Genomic DNA, 16,305 nt, shown 5'->3' on the forward strand with positions numbered 1-16,305 from the left:
CATGTTACATCCCTGTGCAAGATCGAAAGGATGCCCGAATGCTTGTTGTCGTTTCCCCTGCCAAATCGCTCGACATGGAGCCCGTTGATATGCCTGCCACTGCCCCTGATTTTCAGGAAGATGCAGTGCGCCTGTCCAAGACCGCCAAGAACCTGACGTTGAAAGAGCTCAAAAACCTGATGAGCATTTCGGACGATTTGGCCCGTCTGAACCGTGACCGTTTCAATGCGTTTGCGGCAGAACCGGATGCGAGCGTCACGAAACCTGCGGCACTGGCGTTTAACGGCGATACCTATCAGGGTCTGGAAGCCAAGACATTGACCGAGGATGATCTGGCATGGGCGCAAGACCACCTGCGCATTCTGTCCGGCCTCTATGGCCTGTTGCGGCCGCTGGATGCGATCCAACCCTACCGGCTTGAGATGGGCAGCCGTTTGAAAACACGGCGCGGCAAATCGCTTTATGACTATTGGGGCGATACCATTGCCAAGGCGCTGAACGCTCAGGCCGAGATCCTGGGCACCGATACGCTGGTGAACTGCGCCAGTCAGGAATATTTCGGCGCGGCGGACCGCGCGGCGCTGAAACTGCGGGTGATCACGCCGGTCTTTATGGAAGTCAAAGACGACAAACCACGCATCGTCAGCTTTTTCGCCAAACGCGCGCGCGGTGCGATGGCGCGGTTCGTGGTTGAAAACCGCGTGACCGAGGCCGAGGGTCTGAAAGACTTTGGCAGTGGCGGCTATGCCTATGATCCTGACCTGTCTGAAGGCGATAAATGGGTGTTCCTGCGCGATTACCCAACCTGATGCTGCGCACCGTTGCCATCATCGGGCATGGCGCCATTGCACGTTACGTGCGTGCGCAACTGCCCGCGCTAAACATCACCGAGATCGCCGCAATCGTGCGCCCCGGCAAAGAGATTGGGGATTCCACGCCGCCGTTTATCTCTGACCTGAATGATCTGCCATCGCGGCCCGATCTGGTGATCGACTGCGGTGGGCATCAGGCGCTTGCCGCACACGGTCCTGTCGCCTTGGCGCTGGGCATAGATGTGATGACCGTGTCTTTGGGCGCTTTGGCCGACCTGCAGATTGAACGATCCTTGCGCGATGCGGGCATCGCAGGCGGCGCGCGGCTGCATCTGGTGAGTGGCGCCATAGGCGGGCTGGATGCGCTGCGCAGCGCAGCGGTCGGCACGATTTCTCAGGTCAGCTACACCGGTCGCAAGCCGCCAAACGGCTGGCGCGGATCACCCGCCGAAGCTGCGATTGATCTGGATGCGATCACCGCGCCAACGCCCCATTTCAACGGCACCGCCCGCGAGGCTGCACTGACCTATCCCAAAAATGCCAATGTCGCCGCCGCTGTCGCCCTTGCGGGGATCGGATTTGATAAGACGCAGGTGGAATTGATCGCCGACCCCACCGTGACCGAGAATATCCACGAAATTGCGGTGCAGGGGGCCTTTGGCACGTTCCATTTCCAGATCGCGGGCAAGGGGCTGCCCGACAACCCGCGCAGTTCCACGTTGGCGGCGATGAGCATCGTCGCCGCCCTCGCTGAAATGCAAAAGCCGATTGGTTTCTGACCGCCCGTCAGATCCGTTCGATCGCCAGTGCAATCCCCTGACCGCCGCCGATACACATCGTGACCAGCGCACGTTTGCCGCCGATGCGTTCGAGTTCATACATCGCCTTGACCGTGATAATTGCACCCGTCGCCCCCACAGGATGGCCCAGTGCAATCGCGCCGCCATTGGGGTTCACGCGGGCGGGATCAAAGCCAAGCTCTTTGGACACGGCCAGCGCCTGCGATGCGAAGGCCTCGTTCGATTCAATCACATCAAAATCGTCGACCGTCAGCGTGGTTTTCGCCAAGAGGTTCTTCACCGCAGGCACGGGTCCGATGCCCATCACCTCTGGTCGCACACCGGCATGCGCATAGCCCAGAATACGGAATTTCGGCGTCAGCCTCGCCTTTTCCGCCGCCTCGGCTGTCGCCAGTACAATCGCCGCCGCTCCGTCGTTCAGGCCTGAAGCATTGCCAGCCGTAACGGATCCGTCTTTCTGGAACACAGGGCGCAGACCGGACAGCGCCTCCAGTGTCGTGCTCTTGGGGTGTTCGTCCGTCACGAAATCCACGATCTCGCGGCGCTGTTTGACGGGGACGGGGGCAATCTGGCTGTCAAAGTATCCTGCCGCAATTGCGGCGGCGGCACGTTCCTGACTAAGCAAAGCAAAGGCATCCTGCTCTGCGCGGGTAACATGATGTTCGTCCGCGACATTCTCGGCCGTGACACCCATGTGACCTGTGCCAAAAGGACAGTTCAGCGCGCCCAACATCATATCCCGTGTGCGGATATCGCCCATCTTGGCACCCCAGCGCTGATCGGAAATGATAAAGGGTGACCGGCTCATGTTCTCGGACCCGCCAGCAAGGCCAAAATCGGCATCCCCCAGCATCAGCGACTGCATGACCGACACAATAGCCTGCACGCCCGATCCGCAGAGGCGGTTCACGTTCATCGCCGGTGTTGTCTCGGGGATCCCTGCATTCATGGCTGCGACACGGCTGAGATACATGTCCTTCGGTTCGGTATTGATCACATGTCCGAACGCCACATGTCCCACTTGGCCTGCGTCCACACCGGCACGCTCGAGTGCGGCTTTGGTTGCAATCGTGCCCAGTTCAATCGGCGGCGTTCCTGCGAGAGACCCACCAAAGGCCCCGATTGCCGTCCGCGCCCCACCCAATATTACGATCTCGGTCATATCAGCCCCTTCCGCTTTCAATTGGAATGATCGTATCGTTGCAGAGAAAAAGAAACAGCAGAACGTCGCGGCAAATCTTCTGCATCATTCCGAAAGCCCCGCTTCTGTGAGAGCGTACAGATCTCGCGCAGGCGTCATGAGGGAGGTAAAATGATCGTCGCACTTGATCACATCCAGTTGGCGCTGCCTGCTGGCGCCGAAAATGCCATGCGTGCATTTTATTGCGACCTGCTTGGCATGACAGAGGTCGCAAAACCCGCCGCCTTGCACGGGCGTGGCGGGTTTTGGGCGCGGACAGGCGCTTTGGAGTGTCATTGTGGCGTTGATCCTGATTTCCACCCCGCCACAAAAGCACACCCTGCCTTTGTGGTTGACGATATCGCAGCCTTGGCCGGACGGATGGAAACCGTGGGCCTTGCCGTGAAGTGGGACACGGCACTGCCGGATGTTACGCGGTTTTTCGTGTTTGACCCTGTGGGCAATCGTGTCGAACTGATCGCACAGGCACCGCAGCAGGCCTAATCGTCGCAATAGGCGTTTCCTTCTGCGGCAGGTGCGTTACCTCTAGGCCAGAGGCGCGAAAACCATGTTACTGACCGTTCAAGATATTCATAAAACCTATCACACCGCCGATGGTCCTTTTGACGTGCTGCGCGGTATCGACCTGACGCTGGCATCAGGCGAGACACTGGCGCTGACAGGCGAGTCCGGGAGCGGCAAAAGCACGTTGCTGCACCTGATCGGCGGTCTTGATACGCCTGACAGCGGCCAAATCTTGCATGAGGGGCGTGATATCGCCGCCCTTGATGATGCCGGTCGTGCAGCCCTGCGGCGGGGCACCGTTGGCGTGGTGTTCCAGCAGTTCAACCTGATCCCCAGCCTGCGTGTGTCCGATAATATCGCCTTTCAGGCACGTCTGGCTGGTCGTCATGACCCCGATTGGGACGCTGCATTGGCCGCACGTATGGGGCTGACACCTCACCTTGCCAAATACCCCGAACAGCTTTCGGGTGGCCAGCAGCAGCGCGTGGCGATTGCCCGCACATTGGCCCCGAAACCCCGTGTCGTGCTGGCCGATGAACCCACTGGCAACCTGGATGAGGCCACTGCCAGCACCGTCCTTGACCTGATGCTTGAACTTGTCGGCGAGACAGGTGCAGGCCTTTTGATGGTCACCCATTCCGAAGGCCTTGCCGCGCGCATGTCGCGGCGCCTGCATCTGCGGGCGGGCCGCGTGGCATGACCACAACAACCCTTCACGCGCTTCTGTCACATTGGTGGCGCAATCCGTTGCAGCTTTTTACGTTGCTGGCGGGGCTGGCGCTGGCCACAGCTCTTTGGTCCGGCGTGCAAGCTGTCAACGCCGAGGCGCGCGCCAGCTATGACGCCGCCGCTGCGACTTTGGGTGAGGGGCAATACGACAGGCTTGTGCGCCGAGACGGGCAACCGATGACCCAGGAGACCTATGTCGCCCTGCGACGTGCAGGTTGGCTGGTCAGCCCCGTGGTGCAGGGGCGGCTTGATGGCGTGCGGATCATCGGGGTCGAGCCACTGACAGCGCCGGGCGGGGTGGGGCCAGTATCGTTGCAGGAAGGAACAGACCTGACGTCTTTCCTCACAGGCGAGGGCCAGCTTTTCGCCAATGCCGAAGTCGCGGAACAGCTGGCGGAGCTCAGCATTGTCGTCACACCGGAGGCAGCCCCCAACACCGCTGTCACAGATATCGGCATCGCACAGCGCCTGCTGGGCAAACCAAACCAGATTGACAGTCTGATCGTCCTGCGCAGTCAACCTATCGGTCGCCCCGCGCTTGATGTTGTTGCCCCCGACCTGACCATGCAACCGGCCCAGGGTGGGAGCGATATTGCACAGCTGACCGATAGTTTTCACCTCAACCTCACGGCCTTTGGTCTGCTGTCTTTTGCGGTGGGCATTTTTATCGTCAACGGTGCCATTGGCCTCGCCTTCGAACAACGCCGCCCTGTGGTGCGCACCCTGCGTGCCTTGGGGCTGCCGCTGCGCCGCCTGATCCTGCTTTTGGGCGCGGAACTTATGCTCTTTGCCCTTGTCGCAGGCGTCATTGGCGTGGCGCTGGGCTATGTGATCGCGGCCCTGCTGCTGCCCGATGTTGCCGCCACATTGCGCGGGCTTTACGGGGCCGATGTTTCCGGCACACTCCAACTGCGCCCGTCGTGGTGGCTTTCGGGTATGGCGATTGCATTGGGCGGCACTGCGCTCGCTGCGGGTGGTGCGCTTTACCAATTGGCGCAAATGCCCTTGCTTGCAGCGGCCCAGCCCCGCGCATTGGCGATGGCCGCAGGGCGGCGCGCAATCTGGCATGGGACCGCGGCCGCGATTTTGCTGATGCTCTCTGGCGTGTTGATGTTCACTGCAACCGGCATGATCGGCGGCTTTCTCTTGCTGGGTGCGCTTTTGATCGGGGCGGCGCTGGCCCTGCCGATCATTCTTGACCGGCTCCTTGCCTTCGCGAGCAGCCTCGCAAGATCCGTCGCCGCGCAGTGGTTCTGGGCTGATACACGCCAGCAATTGCCAGGCCTGTCGCTTGCGCTGATGGCGCTGTTGCTTGCGATGGCTGCGAATGTCGGTGTTTCGACGATGGTCTCGAGCTTCCGCCTGACCTTCACTGATTTCCTCGACCAGCGATTGGCGTCCGAGCTTTACGTGCGCACCGAAAGCGACGCGCAAACCGCCGCCCTGATCGCTTTCGCCACGCCCCGCACCGACATCATCCTGCCGATCCAAAGCGCCGATACAGAAGTGGCCGGCCAACCGACCGAGGTTTACGGCGCGCGCGATCATGCCACCTATCGTGACAATTGGGTGTTCCTGCAGCAAGCGCGCGATCCGTGGGACAGCACCTTTTCAGGGCAAACCGTGTTGATCAACGAACAGCTCTCGCGCCGTGCAAACCTGATGGTTGGTGATGAAATCACGCTGCAAGGCACTGCCTTTGCTATTGCTGGTGTCTACGGCGACTACGGCAACCCGATCGGGCAGGCGGTGATTGGCGAAGGTGTTTTCGCCGCCCTCTACCCCAATATCAGACCGCAGAGCTTTGGCCTGCGTATGGACGCTGAAGCAGTGCCGGATTTTGTTGACGCGCTGGAAGCCGCAACAGGCATTACCGCGACCCAAACCGTCAACCAAGCGGGCATCAAGGCAATCTCGCTGGCGATCTTCGAACGCACCTTTACCGTCACAACCGCCCTGAACATCCTTACCCTTGCGGTCGCCGGTTTCGCCATTCTGATGAGCCTGCTGACCCTTGCCAGCATGCGCGTCCCGCAACTGGCCCCGGCGTGGGCCATGGGCATGACACGTCAACAACTCGGGCGGCTTGAACTTGTCCGCGCGGTCATGCTTGCTCTGCTCACGGCTGTCGTTGCCTTGCCGCTGGGCCTTGCGCTGGCATGGGCCTTGCTCGCGGTGGTGAATGTGGCGGCCTTTGGATGGAAGCTGCCAATGTATCTTTTCCCGCTGGATTATGCGCGCATGGGGGCCTTCGCGTTGCTGGCGGCAGGGCTTGCCGCGCTCTGGCCCGCCCGCAGGCTGGCGCGAACACCCCCTGCGGATCTGCTCAAGGTATTTTCCAATGAACGTTAAAGCGCTTTTCATTGCTCTTTGCTTGCCCATGTCGGCGTTGGCACAAGGTTTTGCCGGGCTGGGCACCGAAGCCGACGGCTTTTCTGTTCCGCAACCGGACCCGCAATTCAGCTTCCCGGCCGATCACGGCGCACACAACGAGTACCGCATCGAATGGTGGTATCTGACCGCCAATCTTGAAGCGGCCGACGGCACGCCTTACGGGCTGCAATGGACCCTGTTCCGCTCTGCCCTCGCGCCCGAGGCAGGTGAGGGCTGGACCGCGCCGCAACTGTGGATGGGCCATGCGGCGGTCACAACACCCGATCAGCACTTCGTTGCCGAACGGCTGGCACGCGGCGGGATCGGTCAGGCGGGGGTGACGGCGGACCCTTTTGAAGCATGGATCGACGACTGGGCGCTGACAGGCGACTGGACCACCCTGCGTATGACAGCTAGCGCGCCTGACTTTGCCTATGATATGGCGCTGACGGCCCAAGGCCCGCTGATTTTTCACGGAGAAGGCGGCTATTCGGTGAAATCTGCCGCAGGGCAGGCGTCTTACTATTATTCGCAACCGTTCTTTGCCATTGAAGGCACCCTGCAACTGCCCGAGGGCGATGTCGCGGTGACAGGGAACGCATGGCTGGACCGTGAATGGTCTTCACAGCCTTTGGCGGAAAACCAGACAGGCTGGGACTGGTTTTCGCTGTCATTTGACGATGGGAACAAAATGATGGGGTTCCGCCTGCAACAGACCGACGGCCAGAACTTTACCTCTGCCACCTGGATCACGCCTGATGGACAAACAACGCCCTACACTAATGGCGCTTTGGTCGCGACACCCCTTGCCACGAATGACATGGGCGTGCCCGTGCGATGGCATGTGGAACTGCCTGCCGAAGGTGTCGATGTGACCGTTGCTGCTATCAATGAGAACGCGTGGATGGCAACAAGTGTGCCGTATTGGGAAGGCCCTGTCACGGTCACGGGCAGCCATGAGGGGATCGGATACCTGGAGATGACGGGCTATGAGTGACTGGTTTGAAACCACAGACGGCATTTGGGACAAACTTTGGGGCACGTTGGGGCGCGGTGTCGCTGATGCCAAGCATCCCGCGCGCCGCCCGACCTTTGCAACTGTGTCGCCCGAAGGATGGCCGGAGGCGCGCACAGTGGTGCTGCGGTCTGCTGATCGTGCGGCGGGGATCGTAACTGTCCATACGGATCTCTTTTCCGACAAGATCAAGAGCCTGCGGGCCTTGCCCCGCGCAGGACTGCATATCTGGGATGCCAAGCAGAACCTGCAAATCAGGCTGCAGGCCGAAGTGACGATCCTTTCGGGCGCGCAGACCCGTGAACTTTGGGACAAAATCCCCGACCATGCGCAGCAATCCTACGGTGTCACCCCGCCGCCCGGTCAACCGATCGCAACAGCGCTCGACTATGTCAAAATGCCCGATCCGGAGACCTTCGCCGTGTTGGAATGCCATGTCACCACCATCGACGCTGTCCATCTCGGGACCGATCACCGCCGCGCCAGTTTCTCACGTGATCGTCATTGGCAGGGACAGTGGCTTTCCCCCTGATCCGCACCCCGCTACAACAAGGCATGAACAGTATTCCCCTGACCCGCGACCTTTTGCTGATTGGCGGCGGTCACACCCATGCGCTTGTGCTGCGCAAATGGGGCATGAACCCTTTGCCGGGGGTGCGGGTGACGGTCATCAATCCGGGTCCAACTGCGCCCTACTCAGGGATGTTGCCGGGGTTTGTCGCAGGGCATTACACCCGCGAAGAGCTCGATATTGATCTGGTGAAACTGGCCCGCTTTGCAGGTGCGCGGATCATCGACGGCTATGCCACTGGCATCGACAAGGATGCGCAAACCGTTGCTGTTTCAGGCCGTCCATCTATCGCGTATGACGTGGTGTCGGTCGATATCGGTATTACCTCTGCGATGCCTGATTTGCCCGGATTTACGGCGCATGCGATCCCCGCCAAACCGCTGGGCACATTTGCATCGTGCTGGGACAGCTTCCGCGCCTCTGCCAAGGCACCGCATATCGCAATCATCGGAGGCGGCGTTGCAGGTGCCGAACTGGCCATGGCCATGTCACATGCCCTGCGCGATAAATCCCCGACGGTCCACTTGCTTGACCGCAGCCGCGTCCTGACCGCGCTGGGCTATAAGGCGCGCCAGAAAATGATTGCGGCGCTGACCGCGAACAATATCGAAATCACCGAAGACGCCGAGGTGACCGAGATATTTGCAGAAGGTCTTGTGCTGCGTAACGGCCGCACGATCCGCAGTGATTTCACAACAGGGGCGGCAGGGGCAAAGCCGCACGACTGGATCGCGCAAACGGGCCTCGATCTGCATCAGGGGTTCATTGCTGTGGATGCGAACCTGCAGTCCAGCGACCCCGCGATTTTCGCGGTCGGGGACTGCGCGCATCTGCGTGCCAACCCGCGCCCCAAAGCAGGCGTCTATGCGGTGCGCCAAGCGCCGATCCTGTTTGCGAACCTGCGCGCCGTCCTGTCCGGCGGGACCCTGCGCCCCTACAAGCCACAACGCGACTACCTCAAACTCATCTCGCTGGGTGCAAAATCGGCGCTGGCCGAAAAGTTTGGCACTGCGCGCGAAGGCCCGTTGTTGTGGAAGCTCAAGGACCATATCGACCGCAAATTCATGGACCAGTTTGAAACCTTGGCACCGATGGGGGCCCCTGATCTGCCGCGCAAGACGGCACTGGGTGTGAAAGAGGCGCTGGGCGATAAACCCATGTGCGGTGGTTGCGGGGCCAAAGTGGGGCGGGCGGCGCTGCAGAATGTACTGACAGATCATTTTGGTGATGATGCCGCCGAAGTGCAGGCCGGACAGGTGATGAGCACCGATCACCTGCGTGCGCTGACCCATGATCCGGTGGTGATGACCCGCATCGCGGCCGTTCATGCGCTGGGCGATATTTGGGCGATGGGGGCGAAACCGCAGGCCGCCACCGCCAGCCTGATCCTGCCGCGCATGTCGGCCACCTTGCAGGAACGGACAATGACAGAGATCATGTCGACCGCGTCTGAGGTTTTCGCCAAAGCCGGCGCCAAGATCATCGGGGGGCATTCGTCACTTGGTGACGAACTGACCATCGGGTTCACGATTACCGGTCTGACGAAAGCACCGGTTACGCTGGCTGGAGCACAGGCGGGTGACAAACTGATCCTGACCAAACCCATTGGCAGCGGCACGGTGATGGCCGCTGAGATGCAGGGCAAGGCGAAAGGTGCCGACGTGATGGCCTGTCTTGACCTTATGACACAGGATCAGGCCGCAGCCTCGGTGATCTTGAGCAAAGCCCATGCGATGACCGATATCACTGGCTTTGGCCTTGCGGGGCACTTGCGCGGGATCTGTGATGCGTCGGGCGTAGGTGTGACGCTGGATCTTGATGCGATTCCGTTGATGCACGGCGCCTTGGCGCTTTCAGCATCAGGTGTACGATCTTCGTTGTTCACGGATAACCGCATTGGTGCGGGCCCGATCGAGGGGCCTGTCATGGAATTGCTGTTCGACCCACAGACCGCAGGTGGATTGCTGGCCGCTGTTGCGCCCGCGTCTGCCGATGCGACGCTCAGGAAGCTTCACAAAGCGGGCTACACTGCCAGTATTATCGGCGAAATCACCGCAGATCAGGTCTTTCGAACGCAGTAACCGCCCGTACAATCGCATCTGCGGCACGTTCCTGTCCTGCGTCGTCCAGCGTTTCCGCCGTCACGTCGGCCAGCACCTCGCGTTCATCAATGCGGCGTGATTTGGCATATGACGGATCATAGTGATCGACCATCAACGCATGTGACAGATCGACCAAAGCCCCCGCGTGCGACAGCGCAATCCAGCGGTCGACCGTCGCATGACCACGCAAACGGCGCAGCGGCGCAAGCTTGGCGGCCACTACATCAGGATCTTCAATCACCTCACGGTAGGCCTTTGCCAGATAACCCGCACGCGCGCCCATGGGGGCTTTGATTACAATCCGTGGCCCTGCCAGCATCGCCGCCCACACAGAAGCAGGCAGCACGATCCGCCCGATCTTGCTGCTTTCGGCCTCGATCACCACGGGGCGGGTAGGGTCCAACGCGTTCAGTGCCGTGGCCAGCCGCGTCTCGAACGCCTTTTGTGATGGCTGCCCCCCGGGCATGCCCCCCAAAAGCGACCCGCGATGCCCTGCGAGCCCCTCCAGATCAATGACCTGCACGCCACGTGCGGCCAAGCGCGGCAAAATCTCGGTTTTGGCTGTGCCGGTATAGCCATCCAGCAGGATAAACCGATGCGCCAAAGGAACGTCATAAAGACCCGCCTTTACCAAGCGCCGGAACGTCGTATAGCCGCCTTTGACGGTTTGCGACCGCCAGCCGATCTCGGACAGAAGGGACGAGAACACCCCCGACCGTTGCCCCCCGCGCCAGCAATAGACAAGTGGTTGCCAAGACCCGTCTTTGTCCATCAGCGGGCCGTCGATGTGATCTGCCACATTGCGAATCACCATGCCCGCCCCGATCTTGCGGCCGTCAAATGCGCTGATCTGCTTGTAAATCGTACCAACTTGCGCCCGTTGTTCATTTGACAGGGCAGGCAGGTTGATTGCGCCCGGAATATGGTCTTCGGCAAACTCGGCGGGTGAACGCACGTCGATCACGGTGTCAAACCCGTGGTTCAGGATCGCGTCAAGGCTGGTAAACTCAATGGGCATGACGATGGTCTACGGCAGTTAGGGCTGCGGCAAAAGGGCGAATAGGCAGCATGGCGCCGGGCCGATGCGGATGTTCGGTCAGGGCGTCAGCGCAACCCTGCCGTGGCCGGTCAAAATCCAGCAGTCGCGCCCTTCAAACACAGCCGGAAACAACGGTCTGTGATAGCCCGCACCGCCATCCAGATCGACGCGATTGCCAAAATGCTGCGGATGCTCAAGCGCGGTGTGCCCGTGCACGACCAGCTTGCCAAAATCCTCGCTGCTTTCCAGAAACGGTGATCTGATCCACAAAAGATCCTCAGGGTCTTGTGCTGCAATAGGCAAACCGGGGCGGATACCTGCGTGGACAAATAGCAGATCATCGGTCTCGTGCCACAGCGGCAGGGCTTCCAGAAACTCCAGATGCGCCGCAGGCACCGCGCGCTGCGCCAGCTTTTGCAATCCGGCGATATCCGTTTTGCCGTCCGGGCCCTCGCAGGACTTGAGAAACTCAAGCCCGCTTTTGCGATCAATTATGAACCGCATCTCGGCCTGTATACCATATGACGCAAGCGTCGTGGTGCCACCCAGACGGGTGTTCAGCCAGCTGATACCGGACGCAACGCGCGGATCATGCTGAAGCCCTTGCCGGACAAACCGCGTAAAGAAACGGTCATGGTTGCCTTTGAGAAAAACCCAATTGCGTCCGGCGTCGCGGCCGGCAATCAGGGTCTCGATCACGGCCCGGCTATCCGGGCCGCGATCTGTGTAATCTCCCAAGAACACGATCCGTGCATCGTCACCGCCATCCGCTGCAATCAGCGCAAGCGCATGATCAAGCATCTGTTTCTGGCCGTGAATATCACCAACCGCATAGATGGGGTTCATAGTATGGCCAATCAGACGTTGAACGTGAGCGGTTTGACCTGCCGGAACTTGCCTGTGGCCTTGAGGGCCTCAAGCGCTGTCTGTGGGACGGCCTCGTCAACGTAAAGCAAAGCGATCGCTTCGCCCTTCGCCTCGTGGCGGCCCAATGTAAAGTTGGCGATGTTGACGCCTTGTTCGCCCAAGGTCGTCCCCAATGTACCGATGATGCCGGGGACATCTTCGTTGGTGGTGTAAAGCATGTGTTCCCCAACCTCGGCGTCAACGTTGATACCCTTGATCTGGATAAAGCGCGGCTTGCCGTCGCTGAACACCGTCCCTGCAACCGAACGCTCGCGCTTGTCAGTGACGACAGTCACTTTGACATAGCCTTCGAATGCGCCGGACTGGTCCTGCTTGGTGGTCGAAACCTTGATCCCGCGCTCTTTGGCGATCACAGGGGCGCTGACCATATTGGTGTCGGGGTTCGCTTTGTTCATGATCCCCGCGATGGTCGCCGCTGTCAGCGCCTTGAGGTTCATCTCGGAGGCTTCACCGTCAAACAGGATGTTGATTGCCTTGATCGGTTCATCCGTCATCTGGCCGATGAAGTTGCCCAGATGCTCGGTGAGCTTGATCCAAGGGCCCATGATCTTGGCCTCTTCGGCAGTCACCGACGGCATGTTCAGCGCGTTCTGCACGGCACCCGTCAGCAGGTAATCCGACATCTGTTCAGCCACTTGCAACGCCACGTTTTCCTGCGCTTCGGTGGTCGCGGCCCCAAGGTGCGGCGTGACCACGACGTTGGGCAGGTTGAACAGCGGGCTTTCTGTTGCAGGTTCAACCGCAAAAACGTCAAATGCAGCACCAGCCACATGACCTGCTTTGATCGCTTCGGCCAGCGCCTCTTCATCCACGAGGCCGCCACGCGCACAGTTCACGATTCGCACACCTTTTTTCAGCTTGGCGATATTCTCTTTCGACAGGATGTTCTTGGTCTGGTCGGTCAGTGGTACGTGCATCGTGATGAAATCGGAACGCCCGAGAAGCGTGTCCAGTTCGACCTTTTCCACACCGATTTCGGTGGCGCGTTCTTCTGACAGGAACGGATCATAGGCGATCACTTTCATGCGCAGGCCCAGTGCGCGGTCAATGACGATGGACCCGATGTTACCTGCGCCGATCACGCCTAGCGTCTTGCCAGTCAGTTCCACACCCATAAAGCGGGATTTCTCCCATTTGCCTGCGTGGGTTGATGCGTTGGCCTCGGGGATCTGGCGCGCAACGGCCATCATCATCGAAATCGCATGTTCAGCAGTCGTAATCGAGTTGCCGAAGGGGGTGTTCATGACAATGATCCCCTTCTTAGATGCTGCGGGAATATCGACGTTATCCACACCGATCCCGGCACGACCAATCACCTTGAGGTTGGTCGCGGCGGCGATGATCTTTTCGGTCGCCTTGGTGGCCGAACGGATCGCCAGACCATCATATTGGCCGATGACCTCCAGCAGCTTGTCCTTGTCTTTGCCAAGGTCAGGCTGGAAATCCACGTCTATGCCGCGATCCTTGAAGATCTGGACGGCTGCGTCAGAGAGTTTGTCGGAGATAAGTACTTTGGGGGCCATGGTGCCGCTCCTTGATATGTTTTGAAACGCAGTCCCGGACCTGATCCGGGACCTCTTGCGATATGGGGGAGGCCCCGGATCACATCCGGGGCGCGTCAGTTATTGATTGGCGATTTCGGTCTCGAAGGCCCATTCCAGCCACGGCAGCATCGCCTCGATGTCCGAGGTTTCGACCGTCGCACCGCACCAGATTCGCAGACCGGCAGGGGCATCGCGGTAGGCACCGATATCAAGCGCGATGTTTTCCGCCTCAAGCCGCTTTGCCACAGCTTTGGCAAAGGCCGCTCCGTCCTTGATCCGGTCATCCGTGAACTTCAGGCACACGGACGTATTCGAGCGCGTGGCCGGATCAATCGCCAGATTGGCGATCCAGTCGTGTTCGGCGCAGAAATTCCAGATCGCACGCGCGTTGGCGTTGGCGCGGTGCATCAGCGCATCCAGACCACCGATCGAGCGGCCCCATTTCAGCGCGACCAGATAATCCTCAACCGCCAGCATGGAGGGTGTGTTGATTGTCTCGCCACGGAAAATACCCTCGATCAGTTTGCCGCCTTTGGTCATGCGGAAAATCTTGGGCAGGGGCCATGCGGGGGTATAGGTTTCCAGTCGCTCCACGGCGCGAGGGGAAAGGATCAGCATCCCGTGGGCCGCTTCGCCACCCATCACCTTCTGCCAAGAGAATGTTGTCACATCGAGCTTGTCCCATGGCAGATCCTGCGCAAATGCCGCAGAGGTCGCATCACAAAGCGTCAAGCCCGCACGATCCGCGGGGATCACGTCGCCAGAGGTGACACGCACACCAGAGGTCGTGCCGTTCCATGTAAAGCAGACGTCATTGTCGTAATTCAGCGCAGCCATATCGACGATCTCGCCATATTCGGCGGTGTGAACAGTCGCGTCGATTTTCAGCTGCTTGACCACATCGGTCACCCAGCCTGCACCAAAGCTTTCCCAGGCCACCATCTCGGCGGGGCGTTCGCCCAAGAGCGACCACATCGCCATTTCATAGGCGCCGGTGTCAGAGGCAGGCACGATGCCGATAAGGTAATCCGCAGGCACGCCCAGAATGTCACGTGTCAGGTCAATCGCTTCGGCAAGCTTGGCTTTGCCGACGCCCGCACGGTGTGAACGGCCCAATGGCGCGTCACGCAATGCATCCAATTTCCAGACAGGGGGTTTGGCACAGGGGCCAGAAGAAAAACGCGGATTAGCCGGCCGCGTTGCCGGTTTGGTCATAACCATTGCTGGTATCCTCACAGATATGCGCCCTTCGTTGGGGAAGGGTGTCCCACCGCCGCAGATAGATTGGGTGACGCGCTGCGGCAAGAGAGAAATGAACCGAATTCGGCGGATGAGACGATTTTTGCGACACTGCAGTCGCCCATCGGAAACCTGCGCGGCCTTCCGCCGCACCAGTTGCATGGCCGGAAGCGGCACATAACTACCTCTCAGCAATGTAGAAAGGATCGCCTTATGAAATGCCCCATCGACGGCGCAACGCTCGTTATCTCTGACCGCAGCGGTGTTGAGATTGATTACTGCCCCGAATGCCGTGGCGTTTGGCTTGACCGCGGCGAACTGGACAAAATCATTGAACGCTCCGCTGTTGCCGCGGCACCGCCGCCCGCACCGCGTGATACGCGTGGCGGCCATGACGATTACCGCCCCAGGAAAAAGCGCGAAAGCTTCCTCAGCGAACTATTCGACTTTTAGGGGTGCACCCTGCCTGCTGTGGCGCTAGACCTTGGGCAATATTGCCATGAGGTCCGCCATGCAGGTCGTCACATTAATCACAACACCCACAGAACGTAATCTGGATGCGGCGCTGGTCGACAACCTGCGCAACGCATGGGGCGGCGGCGACGCGCATTGGCTGGCCATTGACGAGGCCGCTGAGTTTGCGATTCCATCTGTGCCGGACAACCAGTGGGAGGTCTGGGCCGACCTGCAAGCCGCCTGCGTCGATCTGGTGATCCAGCCCCATGAGGGGCGGCGGAAAAAAATGCTTCTGGCCGATATGGACAGCACAATGATCCGGCAGGAATGTATTGACGAACTGGCCGCCGAGGCAGGTGTCGGACCGCGTGTGGCCGATATCACGGCGCGGGCGATGAATGGCGAGCTTGATTTTGAAGAGGCACTGATCGAGCGGGTTGGCCTGCTTAAGGACCTGCCTGTCGAGATCATCGAGCAGGTTCTGGATGAGCGTATCACGCATATGCCTGGTGGTTATGAGCTGGTGCAAACCATGAAGGCGCACGGGGCCTACGCGGCACTGGTCTCGGGTGGGTTCACGGCTTTCACGTCGCGTGTTGCTGCAACGCTCGGGTTTGACGAGAATCGCGCCAATACCTTGCTGTCCGAGAACGACAAGCTGACAGGCGATGTCGGGCGGCCCATTCTGGGCAAAGCGGCCAAGGTCGAGGCCTTGCAAGAGATCACGGCACGCCTTGGCTTGACGGCGGCGGATGTGTTGGCGGTCGGCGACGGGGCCAACGACCTCGGCATGTTGAAACTGGCAGGCACTGGCGTGGCGCTTCACGCAAAACCCACCGTGCAGGCTGAATGCGACGTGCGCATCAATCACGGTGACCTGACCGCGCTTCTTTTCCTGCAAGGCTATAGCCGCGACGAGTTTGTCACCTAGGGGCGACACGCCGGAAAACTTGCGGAATATCAATTCCGGTCCACCACACATCGCTAGAAAGG

Annotated in this window: 15 protein-coding genes; 10 read left to right on the plus strand and 5 right to left on the minus strand. The window is 60.0% G+C overall.

From position 1 onward, the window contains the following. The first annotated feature begins 38 nt into the window (after positions 1–38). Together yaaA and B0B09_RS15330 are read left to right on the plus strand one after the other, a co-directional pair. On the plus strand, positions 39–809 hold the full coding sequence (gene yaaA / locus B0B09_RS15325; RefSeq protein ID WP_076660812.1) for a peroxide stress protein YaaA: 771 nt from the start codon (positions 39–41) through the stop codon (positions 807–809). Continuing rightward, a complete protein-coding gene (locus tag B0B09_RS15330; RefSeq protein WP_242654469.1) occupies positions 779–1,591 on the plus strand; it encodes an aspartate dehydrogenase in 813 nt (270 codons plus the stop codon). The genes yaaA and B0B09_RS15330 overlap by 31 nt, the downstream gene beginning before the upstream one ends. A 7-nt stretch (positions 1,592–1,598) precedes the next feature. Here B0B09_RS15330 and B0B09_RS15335 read toward each other — a convergent pair whose 3' ends face one another. Next, positions 1,599–2,774, minus strand: coding sequence for an acetyl-CoA C-acyltransferase family protein (locus B0B09_RS15335; protein WP_076660814.1), 1,176 nt, complete (start codon positions 2,772–2,774; stop codon positions 1,599–1,601). Between the two features lie 150 nt (positions 2,775–2,924). On the opposite strand from B0B09_RS15335, the gene B0B09_RS15340 reads away from it, so the two are divergent. The 6 genes from B0B09_RS15340 to B0B09_RS15365 all read left to right on the plus strand — a co-directional run bounded on the left by B0B09_RS15340 (position 2,925) and on the right by B0B09_RS15365 (position 10,086). Continuing rightward, positions 2,925–3,296: a VOC family protein gene (locus B0B09_RS15340; protein WP_076660815.1), complete on the plus strand. Its 372-nt coding sequence runs from the start codon at positions 2,925–2,927 to the stop codon at positions 3,294–3,296. 64 nt (positions 3,297–3,360) lie between these two features. Beyond that, positions 3,361–4,017, plus strand: coding sequence for an ABC transporter ATP-binding protein (locus tag B0B09_RS15345; RefSeq protein ID WP_076660816.1), 657 nt, complete (start codon positions 3,361–3,363; stop codon positions 4,015–4,017). Continuing rightward, on the plus strand, positions 4,014–6,398 hold the full coding sequence (locus B0B09_RS15350; RefSeq protein ID WP_076660817.1) for an FtsX-like permease family protein: 2,385 nt from the start codon (positions 4,014–4,016) through the stop codon (positions 6,396–6,398). Before B0B09_RS15345 ends, B0B09_RS15350 begins: the two co-directional genes overlap by 4 nt. Then, positions 6,388–7,416, plus strand: a complete 1,029-nt coding sequence (locus B0B09_RS15355; protein ID WP_076660818.1) for a lipocalin-like domain-containing protein — start codon at positions 6,388–6,390, stop codon at positions 7,414–7,416. Before B0B09_RS15350 ends, B0B09_RS15355 begins: the two co-directional genes overlap by 11 nt. Next, positions 7,409–7,966 (plus strand): pyridoxamine 5'-phosphate oxidase family protein, encoded by a 558-nt coding sequence (locus tag B0B09_RS15360; RefSeq protein ID WP_076660819.1) that lies wholly within the window; start codon positions 7,409–7,411, stop codon positions 7,964–7,966. The genes B0B09_RS15355 and B0B09_RS15360 overlap by 8 nt, the downstream gene beginning before the upstream one ends. A 23-nt stretch (positions 7,967–7,989) precedes the next feature. After that, the gene (locus B0B09_RS15365; RefSeq protein ID WP_076660820.1) at positions 7,990–10,086 is read left to right on the plus strand and encodes a slr1591 family oxidoreductase; all 2,097 of its coding nucleotides are present in this window, start codon (positions 7,990–7,992) and stop codon (positions 10,084–10,086) included. Here the strand turns inward: B0B09_RS15365 and mnmH are convergent. From mnmH to B0B09_RS15385, 4 genes are all read right to left on the minus strand, one after another. Further along, positions 10,055–11,125 carry a tRNA 2-selenouridine(34) synthase MnmH gene (mnmH, locus tag B0B09_RS15370; protein ID WP_076660821.1) on the minus strand — a complete coding sequence of 357 codons (1,071 nt, stop codon included), beginning with the start codon at positions 11,123–11,125 and terminating at the stop codon, positions 10,055–10,057. The genes B0B09_RS15365 and mnmH overlap by 32 nt on opposite strands. Before the next feature lie 78 nt (positions 11,126–11,203). Next, the gene (locus B0B09_RS15375; protein WP_076660822.1) at positions 11,204–11,992 is read right to left on the minus strand and encodes a metallophosphoesterase family protein; all 789 of its coding nucleotides are present in this window, start codon (positions 11,990–11,992) and stop codon (positions 11,204–11,206) included. Positions 11,993–12,003: 11 nt separating this feature from the next. Continuing rightward, positions 12,004–13,596 carry a phosphoglycerate dehydrogenase gene (gene serA / locus B0B09_RS15380; protein ID WP_076660823.1) on the minus strand — a complete coding sequence of 531 codons (1,593 nt, stop codon included), beginning with the start codon at positions 13,594–13,596 and terminating at the stop codon, positions 12,004–12,006. 99 nt (positions 13,597–13,695) lie between these two features. Then, complete coding sequence (locus B0B09_RS15385) at positions 13,696–14,838, minus strand: phosphoserine transaminase (RefSeq protein WP_076660824.1); 1,143 nt, start codon at positions 14,836–14,838, stop codon at positions 13,696–13,698. Between the two features lie 231 nt (positions 14,839–15,069). Between B0B09_RS15385 and B0B09_RS15390 the strand changes: the two genes are divergently transcribed. Together B0B09_RS15390 and serB are read left to right on the plus strand one after the other, a co-directional pair. Further along, the gene (locus tag B0B09_RS15390; RefSeq protein WP_055295818.1) at positions 15,070–15,309 is read left to right on the plus strand and encodes a TFIIB-type zinc ribbon-containing protein; all 240 of its coding nucleotides are present in this window, start codon (positions 15,070–15,072) and stop codon (positions 15,307–15,309) included. Positions 15,310–15,367: 58 nt separating this feature from the next. After that, a complete protein-coding gene (gene serB, locus B0B09_RS15395; RefSeq protein WP_055295819.1) occupies positions 15,368–16,243 on the plus strand; it encodes a phosphoserine phosphatase SerB in 876 nt (291 codons plus the stop codon). The last annotated feature ends 62 nt before the right edge of the window (positions 16,244–16,305 follow it).

The organism is Yoonia rosea, from assembly GCF_900156505.1.
Lineage (GTDB): Bacteria > Pseudomonadota > Alphaproteobacteria > Rhodobacterales > Rhodobacteraceae > Yoonia > Yoonia rosea.

Coding starts and splice junctions, on each gene's coding strand:
- yaaA (WP_076660812.1), top strand. CDS start 39: ATGCTTGTTGTCGTTTCCCCTGCCAAATCGCTCGACATGGAGCCCGTT.
- B0B09_RS15330 (WP_242654469.1), top strand. CDS start 779: ATGGGTGTTCCTGCGCGATTACCCAACCTGATGCTGCGCACCGTTGCC.
- B0B09_RS15335 (WP_076660814.1), bottom strand. CDS start 2,774: ATGACCGAGATCGTAATATTGGGTGGGGCGCGGACGGCAATCGGGGCC.
- B0B09_RS15340 (WP_076660815.1), top strand. CDS start 2,925: ATGATCGTCGCACTTGATCACATCCAGTTGGCGCTGCCTGCTGGCGCC.
- B0B09_RS15345 (WP_076660816.1), top strand. CDS start 3,361: ATGTTACTGACCGTTCAAGATATTCATAAAACCTATCACACCGCCGAT.
- B0B09_RS15350 (WP_076660817.1), top strand. CDS start 4,014: ATGACCACAACAACCCTTCACGCGCTTCTGTCACATTGGTGGCGCAAT.
- B0B09_RS15355 (WP_076660818.1), top strand. CDS start 6,388: ATGAACGTTAAAGCGCTTTTCATTGCTCTTTGCTTGCCCATGTCGGCG.
- B0B09_RS15360 (WP_076660819.1), top strand. CDS start 7,409: ATGAGTGACTGGTTTGAAACCACAGACGGCATTTGGGACAAACTTTGG.
- B0B09_RS15365 (WP_076660820.1), top strand. CDS start 7,990: ATGAACAGTATTCCCCTGACCCGCGACCTTTTGCTGATTGGCGGCGGT.
- mnmH (WP_076660821.1), bottom strand. CDS start 11,125: ATGCCCATTGAGTTTACCAGCCTTGACGCGATCCTGAACCACGGGTTT.
- B0B09_RS15375 (WP_076660822.1), bottom strand. CDS start 11,992: ATGAACCCCATCTATGCGGTTGGTGATATTCACGGCCAGAAACAGATG.
- serA (WP_076660823.1), bottom strand. CDS start 13,596: ATGGCCCCCAAAGTACTTATCTCCGACAAACTCTCTGACGCAGCCGTC.
- B0B09_RS15385 (WP_076660824.1), bottom strand. CDS start 14,838: ATGGTTATGACCAAACCGGCAACGCGGCCGGCTAATCCGCGTTTTTCT.
- B0B09_RS15390 (WP_055295818.1), top strand. CDS start 15,070: ATGAAATGCCCCATCGACGGCGCAACGCTCGTTATCTCTGACCGCAGC.
- serB (WP_055295819.1), top strand. CDS start 15,368: ATGCAGGTCGTCACATTAATCACAACACCCACAGAACGTAATCTGGAT.